Source organism: Cupriavidus consociatus (genome assembly GCF_017814975.1).
Classification (GTDB): domain Bacteria; phylum Pseudomonadota; class Gammaproteobacteria; order Burkholderiales; family Burkholderiaceae; genus Cupriavidus; species Cupriavidus consociatus.
This window is the reverse complement of record NZ_JAGIQA010000027.1, coordinates 73,436-98,613: the sequence shown is the minus strand read 5'-3', so window position 1 is coordinate 98,613 and position 25,178 is coordinate 73,436. Positions and strand designations below refer to the sequence as shown.

General features: G+C 67.7%; 21 protein-coding genes. 14 read left to right on the top strand and 7 right to left on the bottom strand.

The window, feature by feature from the left end; genetic code table 11:
* Nucleotide 1: 1 nt before the first annotated feature.
* The 3 genes from J8I82_RS29210 to J8I82_RS29200 all read left to right on the top strand — a co-directional run bounded on the left by J8I82_RS29210 (nucleotide 2) and on the right by J8I82_RS29200 (nucleotide 2,007).
* Nucleotides 2-556 carry a cytochrome b gene (locus tag J8I82_RS29210; RefSeq protein WP_209762777.1) on the top strand — a complete coding sequence of 185 codons (555 nt, stop codon included), beginning with the start codon at nucleotides 2-4 and terminating at the stop codon, nucleotides 554-556.
* A gap of 71 nt (nucleotides 557-627) precedes the next feature.
* Nucleotides 628-1,581: an NAD(P)H-dependent flavin oxidoreductase gene (locus tag J8I82_RS29205; protein ID WP_245180244.1), complete on the top strand. Its 954-nt coding sequence runs from the start codon at nucleotides 628-630 to the stop codon at nucleotides 1,579-1,581.
* 204 nt (nucleotides 1,582-1,785) lie between these two features.
* Nucleotides 1,786-2,007 carry a hypothetical protein gene (locus J8I82_RS29200; RefSeq protein WP_209762774.1) on the top strand — a complete coding sequence of 74 codons (222 nt, stop codon included), beginning with the start codon at nucleotides 1,786-1,788 and terminating at the stop codon, nucleotides 2,005-2,007.
* Nucleotides 2,008-2,019: 12 nt separating this feature from the next.
* Here the strand turns inward: J8I82_RS29200 and J8I82_RS29195 are convergent, their stop codons facing one another.
* On the bottom strand, nucleotides 2,020-2,901 hold the full coding sequence (locus J8I82_RS29195; protein ID WP_209762771.1) for a LysR family transcriptional regulator: 882 nt from the start codon (nucleotides 2,899-2,901) through the stop codon (nucleotides 2,020-2,022).
* Between the two features lie 112 nt (nucleotides 2,902-3,013).
* Between J8I82_RS29195 and J8I82_RS29190 the strand changes: the two genes are divergently transcribed.
* Complete coding sequence (locus J8I82_RS29190; RefSeq protein WP_209762767.1) at nucleotides 3,014-3,730, top strand: MOSC domain-containing protein; 717 nt, start codon at nucleotides 3,014-3,016, stop codon at nucleotides 3,728-3,730.
* 22 nt (nucleotides 3,731-3,752) lie between these two features.
* Here the strand turns inward: J8I82_RS29190 and J8I82_RS29185 are convergent, their stop codons facing one another.
* The 4 genes from J8I82_RS29185 to J8I82_RS29170 form a co-directional block, all read right to left on the bottom strand.
* The gene (locus J8I82_RS29185; protein ID WP_209762764.1) at nucleotides 3,753-4,871 is read right to left on the bottom strand and encodes an NAD(P)H-dependent flavin oxidoreductase; all 1,119 of its coding nucleotides are present in this window, start codon (nucleotides 4,869-4,871) and stop codon (nucleotides 3,753-3,755) included.
* Between the two features lie 89 nt (nucleotides 4,872-4,960).
* Entirely contained in the window at nucleotides 4,961-5,848 is an 888-nt protein-coding gene (locus tag J8I82_RS29180) for a LysR substrate-binding domain-containing protein (RefSeq protein WP_209762761.1), read from the bottom strand.
* A gap of 167 nt (nucleotides 5,849-6,015) precedes the next feature.
* A complete protein-coding gene (locus J8I82_RS29175; RefSeq protein WP_209762758.1) occupies nucleotides 6,016-6,216 on the bottom strand; it encodes a type 2 periplasmic-binding domain-containing protein in 201 nt (66 codons plus the stop codon).
* A 4-nt stretch (nucleotides 6,217-6,220) separates the two neighbouring features.
* Entirely contained in the window at nucleotides 6,221-7,975 is a 1,755-nt protein-coding gene (locus J8I82_RS29170; protein ID WP_245180234.1) for a sigma-54 interaction domain-containing protein, read from the bottom strand.
* Between the two features lie 188 nt (nucleotides 7,976-8,163).
* Between J8I82_RS29170 and J8I82_RS29165 the strand changes: the two genes are divergently transcribed.
* The 10 genes from J8I82_RS29165 (at nucleotide 8,164) to J8I82_RS29120 (ending at nucleotide 22,346) form a co-directional block, all read left to right on the top strand.
* Nucleotides 8,164-9,714 (top strand): acyl-CoA carboxylase subunit beta, encoded by a 1,551-nt coding sequence (locus J8I82_RS29165; RefSeq protein WP_209762752.1) that lies wholly within the window; start codon nucleotides 8,164-8,166, stop codon nucleotides 9,712-9,714.
* A gap of 60 nt (nucleotides 9,715-9,774) precedes the next feature.
* Nucleotides 9,775-13,092, top strand: a complete 3,318-nt coding sequence (locus tag J8I82_RS29160; protein WP_209762749.1) for an acetyl-CoA carboxylase family protein — start codon at nucleotides 9,775-9,777, stop codon at nucleotides 13,090-13,092.
* Nucleotides 13,093-13,135: 43 nt separating this feature from the next.
* A complete protein-coding gene (locus J8I82_RS29155) occupies nucleotides 13,136-15,607 on the top strand; it encodes a CaiB/BaiF CoA transferase family protein (RefSeq protein ID WP_209762746.1) in 2,472 nt (823 codons plus the stop codon).
* A gap of 42 nt (nucleotides 15,608-15,649) precedes the next feature.
* Nucleotides 15,650-16,678 (top strand): tripartite tricarboxylate transporter substrate binding protein, encoded by a 1,029-nt coding sequence (locus tag J8I82_RS29150; protein ID WP_209762743.1) that lies wholly within the window; start codon nucleotides 15,650-15,652, stop codon nucleotides 16,676-16,678.
* A 196-nt stretch (nucleotides 16,679-16,874) separates the two neighbouring features.
* Nucleotides 16,875-18,221 (top strand): MFS transporter, encoded by a 1,347-nt coding sequence (locus J8I82_RS29145; protein WP_209762740.1) that lies wholly within the window; start codon nucleotides 16,875-16,877, stop codon nucleotides 18,219-18,221.
* A gap of 85 nt (nucleotides 18,222-18,306) precedes the next feature.
* Nucleotides 18,307-18,927 (top strand): TetR/AcrR family transcriptional regulator, encoded by a 621-nt coding sequence (locus J8I82_RS29140; protein ID WP_209762737.1) that lies wholly within the window; start codon nucleotides 18,307-18,309, stop codon nucleotides 18,925-18,927.
* Nucleotides 18,928-19,083: 156 nt separating this feature from the next.
* Nucleotides 19,084-20,301 (top strand): YbfB/YjiJ family MFS transporter, encoded by a 1,218-nt coding sequence (locus J8I82_RS29135; protein WP_209762734.1) that lies wholly within the window; start codon nucleotides 19,084-19,086, stop codon nucleotides 20,299-20,301.
* A 91-nt stretch (nucleotides 20,302-20,392) separates the two neighbouring features.
* Nucleotides 20,393-21,508, top strand: coding sequence for an NADH:flavin oxidoreductase/NADH oxidase (locus J8I82_RS29130; protein ID WP_209762731.1), 1,116 nt, complete (start codon nucleotides 20,393-20,395; stop codon nucleotides 21,506-21,508).
* A 30-nt stretch (nucleotides 21,509-21,538) separates the two neighbouring features.
* Entirely contained in the window at nucleotides 21,539-21,961 is a 423-nt protein-coding gene (locus J8I82_RS29125) for a VOC family protein (RefSeq protein WP_209762729.1), read from the top strand.
* Between the two features lie 217 nt (nucleotides 21,962-22,178).
* Nucleotides 22,179-22,346 carry a hypothetical protein gene (locus J8I82_RS29120; protein WP_165971435.1) on the top strand — a complete coding sequence of 56 codons (168 nt, stop codon included), beginning with the start codon at nucleotides 22,179-22,181 and terminating at the stop codon, nucleotides 22,344-22,346.
* A gap of 48 nt (nucleotides 22,347-22,394) precedes the next feature.
* Here J8I82_RS29120 and J8I82_RS29115 read toward each other — a convergent pair whose 3' ends face one another.
* A complete protein-coding gene (locus J8I82_RS29115) occupies nucleotides 22,395-24,242 on the bottom strand; it encodes an ATP-binding response regulator (RefSeq protein WP_209762726.1) in 1,848 nt (615 codons plus the stop codon).
* A complete protein-coding gene (locus J8I82_RS29110; RefSeq protein ID WP_209762837.1) occupies nucleotides 24,239-24,877 on the bottom strand; it encodes a response regulator in 639 nt (212 codons plus the stop codon). The genes J8I82_RS29115 and J8I82_RS29110 overlap by 4 nt, the downstream gene beginning before the upstream one ends.
* Nucleotides 24,878-25,178 lie beyond the last annotated feature (301 nt).

The window sequence follows — 25,178 nt, the reverse complement described above, 5'->3', positions numbered from 1 at the left end:
AATGCAGATGAGAGACACAGGACTGGGCTTTTCGCCCATCACGATCGGCCTGCACTGGCTGATCGCAGCCGCGGTGTCGGTCATGGTCTGGCTCGGCCTGTCAGCGGGCCAGACGGACGCGGGCGCCGCCAAGGCCGAACTGGTCGCGATGCACAGTACGCTGGGCACGGCGCTCTTCGTCGTGGCGGCTTACCGGCTGTGGGCACGGCTCACTTCCTATCACCCGCTGCCGGTGGGCACGCCGAATCCCATCGAGGTGATGATCAGCCGCTCGGTCGCCGTCGCACTGGCGCTGGCGCCCGTGCTGCTGCCGCTTGATGGCTGGCTGGCCATGTCGGCGGCTGGCGACGTGGTGCGGCTGCCGGGCGGGATCGCACTGCCTGCCATCGTGGCGCCGAACCCGGAGGTGGAGCATGTCGCCAGGCTGCTGCACAAGATCGGCGCGTACGCGTTCCTGGCCGGTCTGGCGCTCCACATTTTCGGGGCCATGAAGAATCATTTCGTTCTGAAGAATGACACGCTGAAGCGCATGCTCGGCAAGCGAGTGGAGCTCTGATGATGCAGGCAATCAAGCAAGACGCAATCATGCACGACGCAATCATGCACGACGATACGCACGCCGCCCCGATGGGGCCGGCGGCAGCCCTGTGCGGCATCCGCTATCCCGTGTTCCAGGCCGGCATGGCTGGCATATCGGGGCCGGCGCTGACCGCCGCCGTGTCCAATGCCGGGGGGCTGGGGCATCTCGGCGGGCTGCGGCTGCCGCCGCTGGCATTGCGCAAGTGGATCCGCGAGACCAGGGCGCTTACCGACAAGCCGTTCGGCGTGAACATCGTGCCGTCCTTCGGCGGCCCGGAAGTCTTCGAGGCACAGTTTCGCGTGATCCTCGAAGAGAAGCCGCGCGTGGTCTCGCTGTTCTATGGCGACTTTGCCGAGATGATTCCCCGCGCGAAAGCGGCCGGTATCACGGTGATCGTGCAAGTCGGATCGGTCGCGCTTGCCCGCCAGGCGATAGCGTGGGGCGCCGATATGTTGGTTGCGCAGGGAGCCGAGGGCGGCGGCCATCTCAACCGCGGCACCATCGGCGTGCTGTCGCTGGTACCTGCCTTCGTCGAAATCGCCGAGGGCCGGCCGGTGCTGGCTGCCGGCGGCATCACGGATCGTGCCGACGTGCGGGCCGTGCTGGAGGTGGGCGCTGCCGGCGTGTGGGTGGGCACCGCCTTTGTTGCCAGCAACGAGTCCCTGGCCCACGACTTGTACAAGCAAAAGATCGTGGAGGCGACCATCGACGACACCGAGTATCGCACCGGTTATTCGTTCGGATGGAAGTTCGGCACGCCGCATCGGGTGATTCCCAACCGCAGGAAGTGGAATCCGATCAAGTACGTCGGCGGTGGCGCGCGCGTCATCGACAAGCCGGAGATGGCGGAGAAGCTGTCGCTGTACGCGGGGCAGGGAGTGGGCAAGATCCACGGCATTGTTCCCGCCGCCGAGCGCCTCGCGGAACTGGTGGCGGGATTCCCGGGCCGGCATGCGGGCGAGGACCGGACCGCGGCGCCCCTCTTGCAGGCCGTCGCCTGAATGGCGCCACTTCTCAGGGCGTTGCTGGTCTGCACCCTCGGCATGCCCCTGGCTGCAGTGTGGGCATCGGAAGCGGCGGTATTTCCGCTGGTAATCACTGCATTGACAGCCGGCGTCCCGACCCGCGTCGGGACCAGGCGCATCGCGGGTTTTGCCGTTTCCCATTTGCTCAGCGGAGCAGCCGCGTTTGTCGTCGGCGCGCTGATGACATCGCTGCCAGCGGTGGCGATCAGTCACCCGTCCCTGCTGTGGCTGCCGGGGTGCATCGTGTTGCTGGGCATCCAGGCCACGGCGCTGCGACATCCTCCCGCGCTGGCCAGCGGCGGTGCGGTCCTGCTCGGCCTGCCACTGCCGGCGGTCGTTGCCTGTACGGCGCTGACCGCGGTCGTGCTGGGGCTGGAAAGCCGGCTCGCACGCGCCGGCTGAGCGGCCGGCGAATCAGCCAGCCACCGTGAGTTGCTCCTGCGCCATGCTGGCCATGGCCCGCAGCGCCGCCGTTTCAAAGGTGTCCTTGCGCCGGACAAAGACAGTCGCCACCTTTGCGAACTCGTCGGGCAGCCGATGGCATGCAATCTGGTCGCGTGATTCATGGTGTTCGACCACTGCCTTGGGCAGGATCGTGACGCCCATGCCTGCGGCGGTGCAGGACAGGATGCCGTCAAGCGTTCCGAGTTCCAGGATCTGCCCCGGGATCAGCCCGGCCTGGTAGAGCCATTGCTCCAGCGTGGAGCGATAGAAGCACCCGGAGCGGAACACCAGCACGGTCTGCTGCGTCATCTCGCTGGCGAGCTCGGCAAGCGTGGCGTACCTGCTGCTGCTGACCAGCACCAGTTCCTCGTTGAAGACCGCTTCCTGATGGAGCGAGCGGTTCTGGTGAAAGCCTCCGACAAAGGCGCCGTCCAGCCGATGCGCCTCGACGGCCTTGATCAGCTCCGCCGTGGTGCCGGTGGTCAGCGATAGCTGCACCTCTGGATAGCGCTCGCGATACCGCGCCAGCACCCTCGGCAACCGCACCGCGGCGGTGGTCTCCATGGAGCCTAGCCGCAACGGGCCGGCGGGAACGGAGCTGTCCAGCAGCGCGCTGCGGCTTTCCTCGGTGAGCTGGAGAATTCGCTGCGCATAGCCAAGAAAAACCTGTCCGGCCGAGGTCAGCGTGATGCCGGTCTTGCGGCGGATAAAGAGAGGCTGCTGCAGTTCTGCCTCCAGTTCCTTGACGCGCATGGTGATGTTGGATTGCACGCAGTGAACCTTTTCCGCGGCAGCGGTGAAGCTGCCGTACTCCGCGGCCGCGCAGAACATCTTCAGCTGGCGCAGTTCCATGTCGCCGGGCCTCCATCCATGATTGGTAGTGATGCATGGAATGCCTAAAAAGCATTAGCCATGCTGCCTGCTGCAAATCTATAGTCCGACAAGATGCATGACGGAGTCACCAATGCCTGCAACGACAAGCAACGTACCCATTGACGCGATATTTGCCGGTGGCATCGGCATACTCGGCGAAGAGGGGCATCGCAGCGGCATCTTCAAGCGGCGCGTCGAAGGCGAGGCCCGCGTCATCGCGGAAGGCATCATTGGCGATCAGCATGCTGACAGGCGCGTGCATGGCGGTCCCGAGAAGGCCGTCCACCATTTCGCCAGCGAAAATTACGCAACGCTGGCGACCGCCTTGCCCCAGGCGGCCGATGCGCTGGTGCCCGGCAGCCTCGGTGAAAACTTTGCCACGGTCGGGCTCGATGAGCGCAACGTGCATATCGGCGATATCTATCGGGCCGGCGGCGTCGTGCTGCAGGTTTCGCAGCCGCGCAGTCCCTGCTGGAAGATCAATCATCGTTTCGCTGTGGAAGGGATGTCGTTGATGGTGGCCAGGGAGCGCATCACCGGGTGGTATTACCGCGTGCTAAAGCCGGGAACGCTCCGGCAAGGAGATGTCTTGCAGCGCCTCGAACGCACGACCGACCGGTTTTCCATCAGCGAGTTCTGGCAGGTCGTGTCGGCGCATGGTCCGGAAGTCGACGACATGCTGGCGCTCGTTGCCGTGGATGGCCTGGCCGATGAATGGAAGCGGCGGCTGACAGAACGCGTGCGGTGGATACGCGAGCGCCGTGCCGCCTTGCAGGCCGTCCCGCAGGCTGGCCCGCTGCAGCGCTGACATAGCGGGCAGCACGGCGAGGCTACGCGGATACGCGTTGCAGCGACGCCAGGCGCGCGATCGCGTCCTGCAGTTCTGACTGCAGCCGTTCGACGAGCTCGGCTGCGGGCAGCGCTCGCGCCAGCGGTACCGCCTGTCCCGCCCACTGGGCCGCGTAGTCGGCGCTTCCCGTGGCCTTGGCGGCGGCATGAAGCGCCTTGCCGGCGTCATAGGTGATGGGGTAGTCGGGTATGGCCGGCGCGTCCGGATGCTCGCCGAGTTCCGTGAAGCGATTGGTGAAGCCCCGGGCAGCGCGGCCGGAAATGGCGCGCGTAAGCGTGGTGGGGCGCTTGGTGTCCGCCGCGAGCGCGTCGCGATAGGCTGAATCGATCGATGTCTCCGGGCTGGCGATGAAAGCGGTGCCTAGTTGCGCCGCTTGCGCGCCGAGCGCCAGTACCGCGGCAATGCCCGCGCCGTCCATGATGCCGCCGGCTGCAATGACCGGCAGGCGGGTGTTCTGCACCAGGATACGCACGAGCGCCAGCGTCCCGAGGCCCTCGTCGTAGGCGGCCGGATCGAATACGCCGCGATGGCCGCCCGCCTCGATGCCTTGCGCGACAATGGCGTCGATGCCCGCTGCTTCGATCTGGCGGGCTTCCTGCAACGACGTCGCGCTGGCCAGCAGCACGATGCCCGCGTCGCGCAGCGCATCGATCTTGTGCTGCGCTGGCATGCCGAAATGAAAGCTCACGACCGCGGGCTTTTCTTCCAGCAGCATGCGAAGCATGTCCTCGTCCTCGACAAAGCTCTTGTAGATCTCACGCAGCGTGGTGGGCGCCGTGCCGCCATGCTTCGTGAAGTGCGAAGCCAGATAGTCGAGCCAGGCCTTCTTGCGCACGGGATCGGACCGGGCCGGCGCATGGCAGAACAGGTTGACATTGAATGGCTTGCCGGTCAGGGCCCGCGTCTCGCGGATCGCCTTGCGCGCGCCCTCGGCGTCCATCGCCCCGACACCGAGCGAACCGAGGCCGCCGGCTTCGGACACGGCAGCCGCCAGCGCGGGCGTGCCGACGCCTGCCATCGGCGCCTGGATGATCGGTGTGGACATATGGAGGCGCGCAAGCAGGGCGGTGCCGTTGTCCAGGGGCTTCGATGATTCCATGATGCAGTTCCTTGGTTGAATCGCCAGGCGCCTAAATGCTCCGGGCATAAAGCGGTTGCGTTCGGCAATGGCGTGCGCGCCGGCGCCGTTCAGTCATGGCGCAGTTCCCGCAGGAAGGTTTCGTATGCCGACGTGCTGAAGCCGGATCGCCTGACCAGGAAGGTATGGACCGGCCTGATCGGCACCGTATGGAATTCCGCCGCATCCGGATGCAGTGCCAGCAGGGAGCGCGGCACGATGCCGACGGCGGACCCTCCGGACACATAGGCAAAGATCGCATGATAGGAAGGCAGTTCCACCACGGAGAGCCGGCGGCGCATCTCCTCGCCGCCCGACTCCAGCCAGTCTTCGGCGCACTGCCTATATGTGCAACCGCGGGCGAAGCCCGCCAGATGCCGCAGCGTGACGTCGCTGGGCCGGCGAACCTTCGGATGGGTAGCGGGCAGCACCAGCACCAGCTCTTCGGTCCGCAGGAAAACACCGTCGAGCCCCTCACCCAGCGCGGCGACATCGAGGCTGCGCGGCGCGCCGGTGCCGGGATGCGCCACGACCGCACAGTCCAGGCGGTGCGCCAGCACGGCGTCGACCAGGAATTGCGTGGTGCCCGTCGTGACGGTCAGTTCAACATCCGGCCAGGCCGCGTGATAGCGCCCCAGCGGCCTTGGCAGCAGCGTTGCCGCTGAACTCTCCATCGAGCCCAGGCGCAGCCTGCCGCTCGGCGCACTGGTGCGCATGGATTGCCGGGCTTCCTCGGCCAGCGCCAGCAATTGCTCGGCATAGCCCAGCAGGCGCTGGCCTTCTGGCGTCAGGATCATTTTCTTGCTGTCACGCTGGAACAGCGAAACGCCAAGGCTTTCCTCCAGCTGCTTGACGCGCGTGGTGACGTTGGATTGCACCCGTTCCAGCGTTTTGGCCGCCCGCGTGATGCTTTGTTCGCGTGCGACGGCCTGGAAGATTTCAAGTTCGGCAAGCTCCACAGCGGCTGCGCCACCTTGCGGTGACGTTCTCAAAAAAAGAATTAAAGTGTATTTAGTATTGTGTATAGAGAATGATGTGTCAAGGCGGATTCAGCGCGCGAGGCGCGGCTTGCAAGGTGGCAGTGCCTTTGTATCGGCAAGCGTTTGCCGTGCCGGCGGGAATGGCGCTAGCTGCCGACGGTAAAGCCGTCCTTCATCGCCTGCCGCAGATAGTCCACGAAGCTTCGCACCGCACGGGGCACGAATGGGCTATAGGGCCGGATGGCGAAGATGAAGTCCGCGAACGCGCCGGCGACGCGCCAGCCCGGCAGGACCCTGACAAGCTTGCCGCTTGCCAGGTCGGCCTGGGCGGTGAAATCCGGCAACATGCCCCTATTTCGATCGCGACGCGTGCGGCCCGCGCTCCAGGATCTTGTACAGGTGCGAGCGGGAAATCCGCAATTGCTCCGCCGCGCGCTTCTTGTTGCCGCCATGGCGCGCGACGGCATCCATCACCGCGGCATAGGCAAGCTCTCTCATGCCCGCGGCGGGCTCGTCTGCCGATCGAAGTGCGGAAGCGGGCGATGGCGGGTCGTCCGCCACGGAAGTCTCGTACGGATACGCTTGTTCGGCCGCATGCAGCGGGGGCTGGCTTTCCAGCCCCGCTAGCCCGCGCGCCGGTTCGCCGCGGGCGAAGTCCGCCACGCGCAGCGTCCGGCCATCGCAGAAGACCAGGGCTTCCTCGATGCGCTGGCGCAGCTGGCGCACATTGCCGGGCCATGGCTGGCCGGCGAGGTAGCGCGCCACTTCATGGTCGATGCCTGGCGCCGGCATGGCGTTGCGCGCGCAGAAGGCGTCGACGAAATGCTGCAGCAGCGCGGGGATGTCCTCGCGCCGCTGGCGCAGCGCGGGGATGCGCAGCACCACGCCGCTGAGCCGGTAGTACAGGTCGAGGCGAAAACGCCCGGCGTCGATCAGCTCGGCAATGTCGCGGTTGGTGGCCGAGACCAGCCGGAAGTCGACCCGCTGCGCGCGGCGGCTGCCCAGGCGTTCGACCATGTGGTCTTCGAGCACGCGCAACAGCTTGACCTGCATCTCCATCGGGATGTCGGCGACCTCGTCGAGAAAGACCGTGCCGCCCGCTGCCAGTTCGAGCTTGCCCGCCTGCCCCTGGCGCTGGCTCCCGGTAAAGGCGCCGGGCGCATGGCCGAACAGTTCGGCCTCGATCAGCGTGGCCGGCAGGGCGGCCAGGTTCAGGCTGACCAGCGGACGTGCGCTCGCCGGCCCGGCCCCGGCGCCGTGGATGGCGCGGGCCACCAGTTCCTTGCCGGTGCCGCTTTCGCCCAGGATCAGCACCGGCACGTCAAGTCGTGCCACGGTCTGGATTTCGCGGCGCAGGCGCTGCATCGGCGCGCTTTCGCCGATCAGGCCGAACGTCGGTTGGCGCTCGTGCAGGCCGTCGCGCAGGTGATCGAACTCGCGCTGGTAGCGCGCGACTTCCGAACGTAGCTCGACCAGTTCCTTGTGCATGCGTACCAGGGCTTCGGGCCCCTTGAACATAAGCTGCCCGATGGCACCCACCACCTCGCCGTCCTGGCGGATCGGCATGCGGTTGACCACGCGGGTGGCGCCGTCGAGTTGCTGCAACTGCCCGATCTCGGCCTTCCCGCTGGCCACCACCTGCGGCAGCCGCGAATTGGGGATGACTTCGGCCGCCGGGCGGCCGATCCCGGCACCTGTGTCGAGGCCCAGGAATTTCTCGTGGACGGGGCTGATGAAGCGCACCAGTCCCTCCTTGTCGACCACCGTGATGGCTTGGTACGGGTCGTTCAGGAAGTAGTCCAGGATCGCGCCGGCGAAGGGCACCGTGCCCAGGAAGTCGAGCAGCACGGCCTGTGTGTCGGCGCGATGCAGGAGGATCAGCTGGTGGTCGCCGTCTTCCAGGCACAGGCCGATGAAGCGCCGGGTGCCCGCCTCGACGGGGAAAAGCCTGCGCCCCTGGCTCGGCGCCTTCGCGTGCGCGCAGGCAGTGAATGCCGCGGCGGCGACGGCGGGGTCGGTACAGGCCCCGATCGCCGCCACCGTGGAACCCTCGCGAGAACAGATCAGCACGCCGAGGGCGATTCCGTCCTTGTCTTGTGTCGTCATTGCGGACACTTGATGTCTCCATGCGTGCCTCTGTTGCGGACACGTTTGTGTACTCAGCGCGGACATCCTAACGGCGGTTCGGGATTTATTCAATGAAATCAACGCCTGATGGGGCGCCCAGTGGCTGGCACGGCTCCTGCAAAGTGTTGGCGGGACACATGTACCGCACAAAGACACAGGAGAGGACAGTGAGCTGGCAGCCCGAAATCGATGAACTGGCCCACCGTCGACGGCTCGCCGCCCGGATGGGCGGCGAAGGCAAGGTGGAACGCCACAAGGCGGCCGGCAAGCTGACGGTGCGCGAGCGTATCGATGCACTGGCCGATCCCGGTTCGTTTCGCGAGGTCGGCGGGCTGACCGGCAGCGGCCGCTATGACAGCAACGGGCGGCTGGTGGACCTGGTTCCCTCGAACCTGGTGATGGGCCGCGCGCAGGTGGGCGGCCGGCCTGCGGTGCTGGTGGGAGACGACTTCACCGTGCGCGGCGGTGCCAACGAGGGCGCAGTGGGCGACAAGCTGATCCACGCCGAAAAGATGGCGCACGACCTGCGCTTGCCGATGATCCGCCTGGTCGACGGCACCGGCGGCGGCGGCTCGGTGCGCAATATCGAGATCAAGGGCCATACCCTGATCCCCACCATGAAGGTCTGGCAACACGTGGTGGAGAACATGTCGGTGGTGCCGGTGGTGTCGCTGGCCTTGGGATCGGTGGCGGGCATGGGCGCGGCACGCGTGGCCGCCAGCCACTATTCGGTGATGGTCAGGGAAACCTCGCAACTGTTCAACGAGGGCCCGCCCTCGGTGGTGGCCCGCGTGGGCGAGGAGCTGAGCAAGAACGAACTGGGCGGCAGCCAGATCCACACCCGTAACGGCGTGGTCGACGACGAGGTGGAAACGGAGCAGGAGGCCTTCGCGCGCGCGCGCCGGTTCCTGTCCTATCTGCCGCCTTCCGTGTTCGAACTGCCGCCACGGAGCGAGCCCGGCGATGACCCGGCGCGTCGCGACGATTGGCTGCTGACGGCTATCCCGCGGGATAGCCGGGCCGACTACAGGATCCGGCCCATCGTGCAGGCGCTGGTGGATGCCAATTCCTACTTCGAGATCGGCATGCACTGGGGCTGCGCCGTCATCACCGCGCTCGCGCGCCTGGACGGCTGGCCGGTAGCGGTGATCGCCAGCGACCCGTCCTTCCATGGCGGCAGCTGGGACAGCGCCAGCGCCGAGAAATTCACGCGCTTCGTCGACATGGCGCAGGCCTTCCACCTGCCGGTGGTCAATCTGGTGGATACGGCCGGGTTCCAGGTCGGCCTCGAGGCCGAGAAGGCAGGGATCATGCGCTACGGCGTGCGCGCGCTGGCAGCGCTCTACCAGGCCACGGTGCCGTGGTGCTCGGTGATCCTGCGCCGTGCCTACGGCGTGTCGGCAGCCGGGCACCAGCATATGGGGCGCTTCAACTTCCGCTATGCCTGGCCGTCCGCCAACTGGGGGGCGTTGCCGATCGAAGGCGGCCTTGACGTTGCCTACAAGGCCGAGATCGAAGGCGCCGACGATCCGGTGCAGAAGCGCGCGGAGATCGAGCTGCGCGTGCGCAGCCTGACGTCGCCGTTCCGTAGCGCGGAAGCGTTCGTCATCGAGGACATCATCGATCCGCGCGAGACCCGCACGCTGCTGTGCGAATTCGCCAACCTGGCGGCGCCGCTGCGTGAAGCCGGCATCAGCCGTTTTGGCATCCGGCCCTGAGCGGTGCCGCCTGGCGCCCCGGGACGGCACAGACATCGAAATACAAACGAGGAGACTGCATTGAAGAAGCTGTTGATCGCCAATCGAGGGGAAATCGCGCTGCGCGTCCTGCGCGCCGCACGCGATCTGGAGATCGCGACCGTCGCGGTCTATTCGCAAGACGACCAGGGCGCATTGCACCGGATCCTGGCTGACGAGGCGGTTGCCCTCGAGGGTGCCGGTCCGGCTGCGTACATCGACATCGCAGGCATCATTGCCGCGGCGAAGGCATCCGGTTGCGATGCGATCCATCCGGGCTATGGCTTCCTCAGCGAACGGGCCGACTTTGCCCAGGCCTGCCACGACGCCGGCATCCGCTTTATCGGCCCGACCGTCGAGCAGCTTGCGCTGTTCGGCGACAAGGGGCGCGCGCTTGAACTGGCGGCCGACAGCGACGTTCCGGTCATGCCGGCGACACGCGGCGCCGCCTCGCTCGAGGAAATCACCAGCTTCTTCGCCAGGCAAGGCGGCGCCGGCGTGGTGATCAAGGCCGTCGGCGGCGGCGGCGGCCGCGGCATGCGCGTGGTCCGCCGGCGCGAAGAACTGGCCGAAGCCTATGCGCGCTGCCGCTCCGAGGCGGCCTCGGCGTTCGGCATCGATGCCGTCTACGCCGAGCGGCTGGTTGCCCGCGCGCGCCATATCGAAGTGCAGATCGCCGGCGACGGCGCACACGTCATTGCCCTCGGCGAACGCGACTGCACCTTGCAGCGCCGCTTCCAGAAGCTGGTGGAGATCGCACCCAGCCCGGTGCTCAAGCCGCAACTGCGCGAGCAGATCATCAAGGCGGCGCTCAGGCTGGCGCGCCGCGTCAACTACCAGAGCCTGGGCACCTTCGAGTTCCTGGTCGAGGAAACCGAATCCGGCGAGCAGAAGGATTTCGTTTTCATCGAAGCCAACCCCCGCTTGCAGGTCGAGCACACCATCACCGAGCAGGTCACCGGCGTCGACCTGGTCGCGCTGCAGATCGGGATTGCTGCCGGGCAGACGCTCTCCGATCTCGGCCTGGACCCCGCTGCGCCGCCGCAACCCCGGGGATATGCCATCCAGGTGCGCATCAACGCGGAAATGACCGACGCACAAGGCCTGGCGCGTCCGGCGCACGGCCGCCTGGAGCGCTTCGACCCGCCCTCGGGTCCCGACGTCCGCGTCGATTCCCATGGCTATGCCGGCTATGAACCGTCGCCGAACTTCGACACCTTGCTGGCCAAGCTGATCGTCAGCAGCGCCATGCCGAAATTCGACGCGGCCGTGCGGCGCCTGCAGCGCAGCCTGGCGGAGTTCCGCATCGCCGGCGTGCCGACCAATCTCAACCTGCTGCGCGCGCTGGTGCAGCGAGACGATTTCCTCGCGCAGGATGTCCATACCCGGCACTTCGAAGCGATCGTGCAGGAACTGACCGCATCGGCGGAGGCCATGGCGCAAGCCGGACGCGCGCAGGAAGCGTTGCTGGGCGGCTCGGCCGGCCCTTCGCACGCACATGCGCCGCGCCATGCCGAGCCGGAAGAGGAAGTCAGCGAGGGCCTGGTGGCGATCCGCGCTCCGCTGACCGGCAGGGTGGTGGAGATTGCCGTCGCGCTGGACGAGATCGTCAAGCCGGGGCAGACGGTCGCGGTGCTCGACGCCATGAAGATGGAGCACGCCATCGTCGCGGCATGCGGCGGGCGCGTGGTCGACCTGCGGCTGGAGCCGGGTGCACTGGCAGCCGATAACCAGGTGCTGATCGTGCTGGAGCAGCTCGACGCCGAAGGCATTTCCGTCGCCGCCGAGCAGCAGGGCAATCCCAATGCGATCCGCGCGGACCTGCAGCGCGTGCTGGACCGGCATGCCTACCTCGATGACACCGCGCGTCCCGATGCCGTCGCCAGGCGCCGCTCGCGCGGGCAGCGCACCGCGCGCGAAAACGTCGCGGACCTGTGCGATCCGGATAGCTTCGTCGAGTATGGCGCGCTGGCGCTCGCCGCGCAGGCTTCGCGCCGCAGCCAGCAGGACCTGATCGTCAACACACCGGCGGACGGCCTGATCACGGGCATCGGCAATATCAACGGCGAACTGGTCGGCAAGGAGCGGGCACGCAGCGCGGTGATGGCCTACGACGCCACGGTGATGGCCGGGACGCAGGGCAAGCGCAACCATATCAAGACCGACCGCATCGTGGAGGTGGCGCTGCGCGACGAATTGCCCCTGGTGCTGTTTGGCGAAGGCGGTGGCGGCCGGCCCGGTGACGTGGATTTCCCCTCGGTGTCCGGGCTGTACCAGCCGTCGTTCGCCGCCTTTGCCGAGCTGAGCGGCAATGTGCCGGTGGTGGGCATTGTCTCGGGACGATGCTTCGCTGGCAACGCGGCCTTCGTCGGCTGCTGCGACGTCATCATTGCCGACAAATCGGCCAACATCGGCATGGCGGGACCAGCCATGATCGAAGGCGGCGGCCTGGGCATCTTCAGCCCGGAGGAAGTCGGGCCCGCATCGGTGCAGCATGCCAACGGCGTGGTCGATATCCTGGTCGACAACGAGGCCGAAGCCGTGCAGGCAGCCAGGCACTACCTGTCGATGTTCCAGGGGCGCGTGGCGCACTGGAGCGCACCGGAGGCCCTGGCGCTGCGCCATGTCGTTCCCGAGAACCGGCTGCGCGTCTATGACACCCGCAAGGCCATCGAGGGCATCGCCGACGTCGGCAGCGTGCTGATGCTGCGTGGCGGCTTCGGCGCGGGCATCCACACCGCGCTGGCCCGCGTGGAAGGGCAGCCCGTCGGCATCATGGCCAATAACCCCTATCACCTTGGCGGCGCCATCGATGCGGACGCCGCGGACAAGGCATCGCGCTTCATGCAGCTGTGCGATGCGCACGGGCTGCCGATCGTCTCGCTGATCGACACCCCCGGGTTCATGGTCGGGCCGGAGGTCGAGGCCCGGGCACAGGTCCGGCATGTGTCGCGCATGTTCCTGACGGCGGCCAAGCTGCGTGTCGCCTTGCTGGCGGTGACGCTGCGCAAGGGCTATGGCCTCGGCGCCATGGCCATGGCGGGCGGCGGCTTCCGCTCGGCAAGCTTTACCGTGTCGTGGCCGACCGGCGAGTTCGGCCCGATGGGCCTGGAAGGCGCTGTCAGGCTGGGCTTCAAGAAGGAGCTAGAGGCCGTACCGGATGGTCCTGAGCGCAAGGCGCTGTTCGACAGGCTGGTGGCCCAGTCCTACGAGCGCGGCCACGCGATCAACACCGCGGCTGCCGTCGAGATCGACGCGGTAATCGACCCCGCGCAGACACGGAAGTGGATCGCACAGGGCATTGCATCCACGGATGTGCGCGGCCGCAGGGAGCGCCGCGGCTTCATCGATGCGTGGTAAGCGCCGTGCCTGACGAGTCCATCTACAGAGCCAGGAGGCTTGCATGATCATGCATGGTATTGACCCGGCGCAGCTGGCGCTGGGTGGGTTGCGCGTGCTCGAAGTCGGCAGCGGGCCGGCGCTGGCATACGCGGGCAAGCTGTTTTCCGACTTCGGCGCCGAGGTCATCAAGGTGGAAAACCCGGCCGGCGACGCCTGGCGGCAGATGCCGCCCCTGGTCAGCGCAGCGGGGACCGCGCAGCCGGAAAGCGCGCTCTTTGCATGGCTGAACACCAACAAGCGCAGCGTCACCGCGGATGACGCAAACGCCGAGGACAGCGCATGGCTGGCCCAGCTGGCGCGAACCTGCGACGTGGTGCTGGATGCCCGTGCCCTGACTGAAGGCCCCGGCATTCTCGGCACGCCGGTGTGGCAGGGCGCGGCCGATGAAACGCGGGGGCACGAGCCGATCGAGGTGGCCCTCACCTGGTTCGGCGAAAGCGGGCCGTACAGCCACTACGCAGGCGCCGAAGCAGTGTGCCGCGGGCTTGCCGGCGCCGTGCACGGCAGCGGCCCCGCGGATGGGCCGCCACACATGCCGCACGACGTGCAGTCGGCGATCGTGGTCGGGTTGAGCGCATTCTCGGCCGCCGTCGCGGCGCTGATCGGGCGCGGGCAGGGCAGCCGCCGTTATGTGCTGAGCGCCCACGAATCCATCTTCAGCGTGGTCGAGATGGAAGCGGGCATGGTGCAGGACAAGCGCCATCCGCTCCAGCGCCTTGGCGTCAACCGGTTCTGCGGCACGCATCCGGCCGGGATCTACCAGACTGCCGAAGGGTGGATCGGCATCTTCACGCACACCCTGCCGCAGTGGAAGGGCCTGTGCGAGGCCATCGGGCGTCCGGACCTCGGCGACGATCCGCGCTACGCAAGCGGCCCGGAGCGGATGGCACGCGCGGACGAAATCGACGCGCTGCTTTTGCCTGCGTTCCTGACGCGCACGGCCCGGCAGTGGTTCGAGATCCTGGGCGACAAGAAGCATCCCGCGGTGATCGTGCCGACGATGGAGACCCTGCTCGGCCAGGCAGTGCATCGGCAGCGCGGTGCCTTCGTGCCGGTCGGCATGGGCGGCGCATCGTTCGAAGGCCCGGTGGTGCCGCTACGCCTCGATGCGGCGGGACCGCTGCCCGGCGGGAATGCGCCGGCAAAGGGTGCGCATACCCTGCACTATCGGAACTCGGGACTGGATCATCGCCCGCGTCTGAAGCTGATGCGAACGGCCGGCGAGCGTCTGCCGCTGCAAGGGCTTCGCGTCGTCGACCTGACGATGGGCTGGGCGGGGCCGCTTGCGGCGAGGACGCTGGCCGACTTTGGCGCGGAGATCATCAAGGTCGAAAGCACCGGCTACCCCGACTGGTGGCGCGGCGCCAATTTCACCGAGGCGTTCTATCGGGACAGGCTGTACGAGAAGAACTCGAACTTCAACCTGATGAACCGCAACAAGCTGGGCATCACGCTGGACCTGACACGCCCCGAAGGCAAGCAGTTGCTGCTGCAGCTGGTCGAAGGCGCCGACGCGGTCATCGAGAATTACTCCGCCGAGGTCTTGCCAAAGCTGGGCCTCGAGTACGAAGCGCTGCGCGCCAGAAACGAACGGCTTGTCATGCTGTCGATGCCGGCCTTCGGGCTCGGCAATGCGTGGAGCAATACCCGTGCTTACGGCGGCACGCTCGAGCAGGCCAGCGGGCTGCCGCTATACACGGGGCACCCCGATGGTCCGCCGGCGATGACGTCATACGCCTATGGCGACCCGATCGGCGGCCTCAATGGTGGCGCCGCGATCCTGCTCGCGCTGTTTGTCCAGCAAGCGACGAGGCAGGGGCGGCACATCAACCTGTCGCAGGTGGAGGCCATGTTGCCGATGGCCGCGCCGTTCATGCTGGAGCAATCCATCGCCGGCGCCGTATCGCCGCGGCAGGGCAATCGCCATCCGATGCACGCCCCGCATGGGTGCTTCCGTTGTGCCGGCGACGATGCGTGGATCGTGCTGACGGTGACCGACGCGGACTGGCCCGCGCTGTGCCGGGCGATCGGCCGGACAGAACTCGCGGCCGATCCGCGGCTGACGCAGGCAGCGGGGCGTCGCGCCGAGGCGGACATGATCGAGCAGGCGATCCGGTCCTGGTGCATGGCGCGGGACGCCGAGGAGGCAATGCACCTGCTGCAGCAGGCCGGGATCGCCGCCGGCGTGGTGCGCCCCATGTCGCAGGTATTGCAGGACGCCCATCTGCACGAGCGCGGATTCTGGCGTGAAGTCGAGCGCGCCCATATCGGCACCTACACGTCCAGCACGCCCTGGTTCAGGACCGGGCCAGGCCCTGTGCCCATCCGCCATGTCGCGCCGACGCTGGGCGAACACACCGAAGCGGTGCTGAGCCGCGTGCTTGGACTGGGCGCGGACCAGATCGCAAGCCTGGAGCGGCAGGGCATCACCGGCACAGAAGCGAAACCCAAGCACGCGAAGGCAATGCCATAGGTCGAAAAGCATTCAGGACACCATTCACGATACGGAGACGACATGAACAAGCCAACATGGATTCAGCGCTGCCAGGCAAGCGCAAAGGCCGGCAAATTCAGCATGGCGGCAGCCGCGCTGGGCATCCTGGCCGCGACGATGGCCGCGCCGGCTGCGGCGCAAAACAACGGCTGGCCCAGCAAGCCGATCCGGATGATCGTCCCGTTTCCGGCGGGGTCGTTCACGGATACCGTGGCGCGGGTGCTTTCGGAGCGCCTGACCAGGTCCCTCGGCCAGCCCGTGGTCGTGGAAAACAAGGCGGGCGCGAACGGGCTGATCGGTGTCGGCGAAGCCGCCAAGGCCGCGCCCGACGGGTATACCTTGCTGGTCACCAACTCCAGCAGCATCACCATCAACCCGCAGATCTACAAGAAAGGCACTTACTCGCCGAAGGACTTCACGCCGGTCACCCTGGTGCTCGAGGCGCCGTTCATCCTCGTCACCAATCCGGACTGGTCGCAGAAGAACTCGGTCGGTTCGGTACCGGAGCTCGTGCGCTACGCGACGCAGCATCCCGGCAAGGTCAGCTATGGCTCGGCCGGACCGGGCAATATCGCGCATCTCAGCTTCGCCATGCTGAACAACCGGGTGAAGATCAAGACCACGCACATTCCGTACAAGTCCGCAGCGCAGGCGCAACTGGCCGTGATCAGCGGCGAGCTGGATACAGCCTTCGACACCTGGACGGCGCTGCCTCAGATCAAGGCAGGCAAGCTGAAGCCCATCGCCGTCAGCGCCTCGAAACGCATGACGCAGTTGCCGGATGTACCGACGCTGGAGGAGCTTGGCATCTCGCCCTTCAACGTGACCTTCTGGATCGGCATGCTGGCACCGGCCGGCACGCCGCCGCAGATCGTCCAGAAGCTCCATGCCGTCACGCAGGGGCTGCTCGAAGACACCAAGGCGAGGACAGCGCTGGGCCAGCAAGGCGATGTCGTGATGATCGACCCGGCAAACTTCGCGAAGCGCGTGGAGAAGGAAGAGGCCAGCTGGACTGCGGTGATCCAGCGTGAGGGCATCACGCTGGAGTGACCTGGCAAATGGCACGGCGGCGGCCGGGAATCCCGTGGGTAATGTGCATACATATGAAGCCGCCTTCAGCACGCTGAAGCGTTTTCCCGTATCGTGTCGGTCTGGTGCCGCTGCGGGCGGCCCCCGGTAACCGGCAACGACAGTGTCCAACACAGCGCCCCTTCCTTCCGCGTCTGCCGCCGCCGCAGACAATGCCATGACGGCGCGCGAGCGCCGCGGCATGGCCGCCATCCTGATCGCCGTCGCCCTGGCGACCCTCGATACCGCCATCGCCAATACGGCGCTGCCGTCGATCGCCGCCGACCTGCGCGCCACGCCGGCGGCGTCGGTATGGGTGATCAATGCGTACCAGCTGGCCATGGTTGCCACGCTGCTGCCGTTCGCGGCGCTGGGCGGCATCCTGGGGCACCGGCGCATCTATCTCGGCGGCGTCGCGGTGTTCACCGCCGCGTCGGTCGTATGCGCGCTGGCGTGGTCGTTGCCCACGCTGGCGGCGGCACGTGCGCTGCAAGGCATCGGTGCGGCCGCGATCATGAGCGTCAACACGGCGCTGATCAGTTCCATCTTTCCGATGCACAGGCTGGGGCGCGGGCTGGGATTGAATGCACTGGTGGTTGGCGTGTCGTTCGCGATCGGGCCGACGGTGGCGTCAGTGATCCTGTCGTTCGGCACGTGGCCGTGGCTGTTCGCCGTCAACCTGCCGATCGGGCTGCTGGCGTTGGGGATCGCGCGCGGCGCGCTGCCGCAGACGCCGCGCGGCACGCAAGCATTCGACCGGGTCGCGGCACTGCTCAACGTGGTGGCCTTTGCCGCGCTGATCTTCGCACTGGGCGAAGGCGCGCAGCGCGCGCCGCTGCACGAGTCGCTCGCGGCCGCCGGCGTATTCGTGGTGGCGTTCGGCCTGCTGGTCTGGCGCGAGCGCGGCCGGGCCGCGCCGATGCTGCCGCTGGACCTGTTCCGCCGGCCGATGTTCGCGCTGTCCACGCTGACCGCGGTGTGCTCGTTTGCGGCGCAGGGGCTGGCGTTCGTGTCGCTGCCGTTCTACTTCCAGCATGTGCTGGGGCGAGGGCAGGTCGAAACCGGCTTCCTGCTGACCCCATGGTCGGTGGTGGTGGCGCTGATGGCGCCGCTCGCCGGCCGGCTTTCCGACCGCTATCCGCCCGGCCTGCTGGGTGGCGTGGGACTGGCGGTGCTGAGTGCGGGCATGGTGTCGCTGGCGCTGTTGCCGGACAATCCCAGCGCGCTCGATATCGGCATCCGCATGTGCATCTGCGGCGCTGGTTTTGGCTTCTTCCAGTCGCCCAACCTGAAGGCCCTGATGGCCAGCGCGCCGCGCGAGCGCAGCGGCGGCGCCAGCGGCGTGATTGCCACCGCGCGCCTGCTGGGCCAGGCCACCGGCGCTGCGCTGGTGGCACTGTGCTTCGGCATCGGCGGAACGCACGGTCCGGGGCTGGCGCTGGCGCTGGGCGCCGCCTTTGCCGGGGTGGCGGCGGTAGCGAGCTGGCTGCGGCTGGTCGCGCCGGATCCGCTGGCGCCAGCCTGACCCTGCCGGGAGCATGGCCTTGTTGTGTTTTGTATCGATCGATCTATAATCTGTTTCATAGCGAACGATACAAAATCGAACGGCCATGGCAAGACCCCGCAAATTCGACGAACAGGCCGCGCTGACTGCCGCGCTTGAGGCCTTCTGGGCACGCGGCTACGAGGCCACGTCCACGCGCGACCTGACCAGTGCCATGGGCATGACCCAGCCCAGCCTGTACAACGCCTTCGGCGACAAGCGCTCGTTGTTCCTGCTGGCGCTGGAAGGCTATGTCCAAGCCAGCATGCGCGAGCGGATCGCCCGGCTGGGCACAACGCTGCCACCCGCCGCGGCGATTTCGGCGTACCTGTCGGAAAGCCTGGAGCGCTCGCTGGCGGATCCGCTGCACCGCGGCTGCCTGCTGGTCAATACCGCGCTGGAAGCCACGCCTGACGATCCCGACCTGCAGCAGAAGGTCGCGGACGCATTCGCCGAAATCCGCGCATTCTTCCGGGACCGGTTCGCCGCCGCCCAGCAGCAGGGCGCGGCCAGCACCGGCGTGTCGGCCGACGACGCTTCGGCACAGTTGCTGGCGACGCTGCTTGGCATGCGCGTGCTGGCTCGCGCCGCCCCACAGCGCGCCTTGCTCGAGGCGGCATTGCGGCCGACGCTGGCGCTGCTCGGCCTGCCGCCTCCGAGCACGGCCGCCGTGCCTGGCACCGGCTGATCCCCGCCATTACTGCCTGAATTTCCCGTTGTAGTTCCCGGACACGCCCCCTTGGCCGCGTGCCGGGCGGCTGCATGCCTTTTTTCCGGCGCCATGCGTGGCGCCGATGGCCCCGTATTGCCCGCCGCAAGGGCGGGGCCAAACCGGAGATTCTCCATGTCCAGACCTGCCGGCCTCTGCACCACCGCCACCGCGCCTGAGCCCCTGGCATGGCGCGAGATCTACGCCGCGCTGTGCGGCCTGTGCGCCAGCCTCGTCGCCATCGGCCTGGCGCGCTTTGCCTACACTGCGCTGATCCCGCCGCTGATCCAGTCGCACTGGTTCCCCGCCTCGCAAACCGTCGCGCTGGGCGCGGCCAATTTCGCCGGCTACCTGGCCGGGGCCTTGCTGGGCCGGCCGATGGTATCGGTCTGGTCCAGCCGCACGGTGCTGCGCGCGTTGATGCTTGCCGCCACGCTGGCATTCTTTGCCTGCGCGTGGCCCCTGTCGGTGGCGTGGTTTTTCGGCTGGCGCTTTGTCTCCGGGCTGGCCGGGGGCGGCATCATGGTGCTGGTGGCGACCTCGATCCTGCCGCATATCCCGGCGCAGCGCCGCGGGCTCGCGATGGGCACCATCTTCGTCGGGCTCGGGCTGGGTATCGCCGCTTCGGGCACGCTCGTGCCGCGCTTGCTGCAGTTCGGCCTGCGCGAAACCTGGCTCGGGTTGGGCGCAGTGGCGCTGGCGCTGACCGTGTTCAGCTGGTTCGGCTGGCCCGGCCCGCTGCCGCAAGCCGGTACGGGCGCGGCGGCCAAAGCACCGCCGGCAGGGGCGCGGCGCCGGCTGCAATGGCTCTATGCGCAATACGCGATCAATGCCTTCGGCCTGGTGCCGCCCATGATGCTGCTGGTCGATCTGGTCGCACGTGGCCTGGGGCGCGGCAGCGAGGTCGGCGCATCGTACTGGGTGCTCTATGGCCTGGGCGCAATCGCCGGACCGCTGGTGTGCGGCTTTGCCGGCGAACGCATCGGCTTCGGCGTTGCCTATCGCGTCGCGCTGCTGCTGCAGGGACTTGCCACGGCACTGCTGGCATTGTGCGGCGATCCGCTTGCGCTGGGCGTGGCGGCGGTGGTCCTCGGCGCCTTCACGCCCGGCATTGCGCCGCTGGGGCTGGGCGCGATCCAGGAGGCGCTGCCGCACGACGCGGCCGCGCAGCGCGCCGCATGGAGCCATGCCACCAGTGCCTTCGCGCTGTTCCAGGCGCTGGCCGGCTACGGCTATGCGTGGATGTTTGCGCATTCGCATGAGAACTACGCGCTGATCTTCGGCTGCGGCGCGGTGGCGCTGGCACTGGCGCTCGCGTTGAGCCTGGCCGGCGAACGCCGCGCGGCATCGTGAGCGCCGCCGGCAGCAATCCCGGCATCGGCCTAGAATCCAGATTTCCCCGGCCCCGCTGCGGGCCGGCATGACCTGCAAGGAGCCGCAACGCATGAGCCATCTTTTCGAACCGCTGGAAATCGGCAATCTCCGGCTCGCCAACCGCATCGTGATCGCGCCGATGTGCCAGTACTCGGCGCAGGACGGCAATGCCGGCGACTGGCACATGATCCATCTTGGCACGCTGGCGCTGTCCGGCGCCGGCATGGTGATCGTGGAAGCGACGGCAGTCTCGCCGGAAGGTCGCATCACGCCGCAGGACCTCGGCCTGTACTCGGACGACAACGAGGCGGCGCTGGGGCGCGTGGTGCGGGCGATGCGGGCGCATTCGCCCATCGGCATCGCGATCCAGCTCGGCCATGCCGGGCGCAAGGCGTCGAGCCATGCGCCTTGGGACGGCGGGCAGCAGATCGCGCCGGATGCGCCCGGCGGCTGGCACGCCGTGGCGCCATCGGCGGTGCCGCATGGCGACGGCGAAGTGCCGCCGGCCGCGCTCGATCGCGCCGGCATGGACAAGGTGCGCGACGACTTTGTCGCGGCGGCGCGGCGCGCGGCACGGCTCGGGCTGGACGGCATCGAGATCCATGCCGCGCACGGCTACCTGCTGCACCAGTTCCTGTCGCCGCTGGCCAACCATCGCGATGATGAATACGGCGGCAGCCTGGAAAACCGCATGCGCTTCCCGATCGAAGTCTTCGACGCGGTGCGCGACGCGTTTCCCGCGCAGCGGCCGGTGTGGATGCGCATCTCGGCCACCGACTGGGTGCCGGGCGGATGGGACATCGAGGGCACCGTGGCCTTGTCCAGGGCAGTGAAGGCGCGCGGCTGCGCGGCGATCCACGTCACCACCGGCGGCGTCTCGCCGCAGCAGGCGATCAAGCTCGGCCCGGGCTACCAGGTGCCGTACGCGCAGCGCGTCAAGGCCGAGGTCGGACTGCCGACGCTTGCGGTGGGTTTGATCACCGAGCCCGAGCAGGCCGAAGCGATCATCGCCAACCAGGAGGCCGATGCCGTCTCGCTGGCGCGCGCCATGCTGTATGACCCGCGCTGGCCATGGCATGCGGCGGCGCGGCTGGGCGCCAGCGTCCATGCGCCGAGGCAGTACTGGCGCTCGCAGCCGCGCGAGCTGAAAGACCTGTTTGCCGGCGCCGCGTTCGGGCAGCGCTAGGCACACGACATTGTGCAGGAGGGAAGTGCCATGAAGCCTCGCATCACACTGATCACGCTCGGCGTCGACGATCTGGACCGCGCCGTGCGCTTTTATCGCGACGGACTGGGATTGTCCACGCCCGGCATTGTCGGCCAGCAGTTCGAGCACGGCGCGGTCGCGTTCTTCGACCTGCAGTCCGGGCTCAAGCTGGCGCTGTGGCCGCGCGCGAGCCTGGCGCACGATAGCGGGCTGACGGTGACACCGCGGGCAACCACCGATTTTTCTCTGGCGCACAACGTCGGCGACAAGGCGGAAGTCGATGCCGTGATGGCGCAGGCAAGCGCGGCCGGCGCCAGCGTGGTCAAGCCGGCGCAGGACACGTTCTGGGGCGGTTATGCCGGCTATTTCCAGGATCCCGACGGACACCTGTGGGAGGTCGCGTGGAACCCGGAAATGCTGCCTGCCGACTGACCTGCCGCGCCCCGTCTTGCGGCGGCGCACCACTCGTGGTGCGGCGCCGCAAAGGGATTTCCATGATTGCCACGCCCGCGCGAACTCACGACTATCCTTGATAACAGACAGCCATAGCATGGCGGCGGAGCGGCCCCCACGCAGTGCCTTTGCATCACGCTTCGTCGGCAGACCACCGAAGTAAAGCAATAAGAACAAAATGGCAAGGGAGACATCCATGCAAGTCTATGACAGCCTGCTGTATGTGACTGCGATGGTGCTGGTGTGCTTGTATGTGTATCTGGGCGTGCTGTCGCGCAGTGCGGCGATTCGCCTGGGTTCGCCAGCGATCGTGGCGGGACTGGTGCTCGCCTATTCGCTGTCCCCGCTGCATTCGGGCGGCTGACGCCTGCAGCGGTGCCCGGCCCTCCGGCCTGACCCGGGTGGGCCTTGCCTATTCAGCCTCGGCCCCTGCCTGGCCGTGGCGTGTCCCGCCGTGCGCGCCTTGCAGGCTCTGCGCGGGGGCATCTCGCAGCAGCGTGTCGATTGCTGCGTGCAATTCCTGCGGAAACACCGGCTTGTGCAGCAGCAACGTGCCTGCCGCATGGGCAGTACGCAGCCGGTCCGCCGCCGTATCTCCCGTGATGATGATTGCCGGCACATGGCGGCCCAGCCGCTGCCGGATCGCATCCAGCGCTTCCTGGCCGGTGCGGTGGCCGCGCAGGCGGTAGTCGGCAAGCACCAGTGCAGGCTGGAACGCCGCAAGCATGGCCAGTGCCTCGTCCTCGGATTCGGCCGTGCGGCAATCGCATTGCCATGCCCCCAGCAGCTCCGACATGGCGGTGCGGATCGCTTCGTCGTCGTCGATCACCAGCACGCGCAGCCCGTCCAGCCCGCGCGGCGCGAGGGGCGGCGGCAGGTCTTCCGGCGTGGTCCAGGCCAGCGGCAGGCTGAAGCGGAACACAGACCCGCGCCCCGGTCGCGAGCCCAGTGTCACGCGCGTGTGGATCGTGCGCGCCAGCCCCTCGACGATCGCAAGCCCCAACCCCAGCCCCTTGCGCTGGTCGCGTTCCGGATTGCCAAGCTGGTGGAACTCGCGAAAGATCTCGCGATGTTGCGTGTCGGGAATGCCGATGCCGGTGTCCCATACCTCGATCACGGCATGCAGCCGGCGCTTGCGGCACGCCACCAGCACGCCGCCATCCAGGGTATAGCGGATCGCATTGGCGATCAGGTTGCGCAGCACCAGTTCGACCAGCGTGGGATCGCCATACAGCGTGGTGGTGGTATCGCGCGTGCGGTAGACCAGCCCGCGCGCATCGGCCTGCGGCGCGAATTCGTTCTCGAGCTTGTGCAGCAGCGGCTGCAGCCGGAACGGCCGCGGCCGCGGCGTGATCACGCCGGCTTCGAGCTTGGAGAAATCCAGCAGCGAGTTCAGCATCTCGCGCGCGGCGCCGGACGAGGCCTCGATATGCGCCACCAGCTGGCGCTGGCGCGCATCCAGCGCGGTGCGGCCCAGCGACACCAGGAACAGTCCCATCGCATGCAGCGGCTGGCGCAGGTCATGGCTGGCCGAGGCCAGGAACACCGACTTGGCGCGGCTCGCTTGCTCCGCATGGTGCTGCGCAGCCTCGGCGCGCGCGGTCTGTTCGCGCAGTTGCGAGATCAGCTCGACGTTCTCGAAGCGCAAGGCGATCGCATGCCGCGCCACGCGCGAATAGTTGCGCGCGAACATGATGAGCACGAACAGGTACAGCGGCGTGCCGAGGAACATCGGCAGGTATTCGATATCGCCGGTGGCCAGAAACGCGATCCAGACCGGCACGATCGACGGGACAAAGAAGCCGATTGCCACCGGCAGGCAGGCGGAGAACACCGCCAGCGCCGCCGCGCTCATGCCGGCGATCAGCGACAGCACGCAGATCACCACCGCCGGCATGCGCACGTCCAGGTAGAGCCATGCCACCAGGCCCCACAGTGCCCCGATCAGCACGAGCATGGCGGTCATGCCGCGCGCATAGCGGCCCGCACCTGCCTCGGTCAGCCGCCCGGCCAGCGCCAGCCGCCCGAAGTACGCCACCGCGCAGGCCGCTGCCATCGCGCAGGCCCAGGGCAGGGCGCCCGGGCGGTCGCCCGACAGCGTCAGGCCCGCGGCAAGGATAAAGGCCGCCAGCGAGCAGCCCAGCATGGCGATGCCGAAGCTCTGGTCGATCAGCGCCATCTGCGCGGCCAGCAGGCGCGGCTCGTCGAAGCGCGGCAGCAGCCGCAGGCCTTGCGCGCGCGGCGTCTTGTCCGCGTTCATCGCGCCGCCTGCACCAGCCCGCGGCGCTGCGCTTCCAGGATGGCTTCGACGCGGCTGACTACGCCGAGGTGGTCGAGGATGGCGGCCACATGGACGCGCACGGTGTTTTCGGACAGGCCCAAATGGTAGGCAATGACCTTGTTGGAGCGGCCCAGCGTCAGCTGATGCAGCACCTCCAGCTGGCGCGGCGTGAGTGTGCTGGCGGCATACGGCGCCGACGCGGCGGCACGTCCGGCCAGACTGGCGTCATCGGAGAAATGCGTGCCGCCCGCCAGGCAGCAGGCGATCGCTTCCTCGATCTCGCGCGCATCGGCAGACTTGGGCAGGAAGCCCGCGATCTCGCGCCGTACGTCGGCCGGAATGGTTTCGAGCCCGGAGGTGCCGGACACGATCAGGATGCGCGCCGCGGGGAAATGCCGCCGCAATACCTTGACGCCTTCCAGGCCGTTCAGGCCGGGCATCTGGATATCGAGCAGCAGGATATCGACCGCGGCGCCGGCGTGGTCCTGTACCGCCTGCATGACAGAGCCGGCTTCGATGATATTCCCGACGCTCGGGCTGTCGGCCAGGACCAGGCGCAGGCCGGTGCGGAACAGGGTGTGGTCGTCGATCAGCAGCAGGCGGGCGTGGGGCATGGGAACAGGCACCGCGGGCAGCCGGCGCAGGTCAGTCAGGATGCCGTCGCAGCGGGCACGGGCGACAGACATTGGACAAGAATCCGCGGCACTTGTCCATGCAGCAGATGCGCGAGCGCGACTAGTCCGGAAAGATTATTGGCCCCGCGCCGCGGCAGTGCGAAGATCCTCGCCGTGGACAGTTCCGCGACGTGTCCATAACCACTTTTCGTTACCCACTACCACCCGGCTGTGGGTATTTTTTTGTCCACGGTTTGCGCTGCGCAAGGAAAAAAGGCCGGCGTCGCGGGGCGGCGCCGGC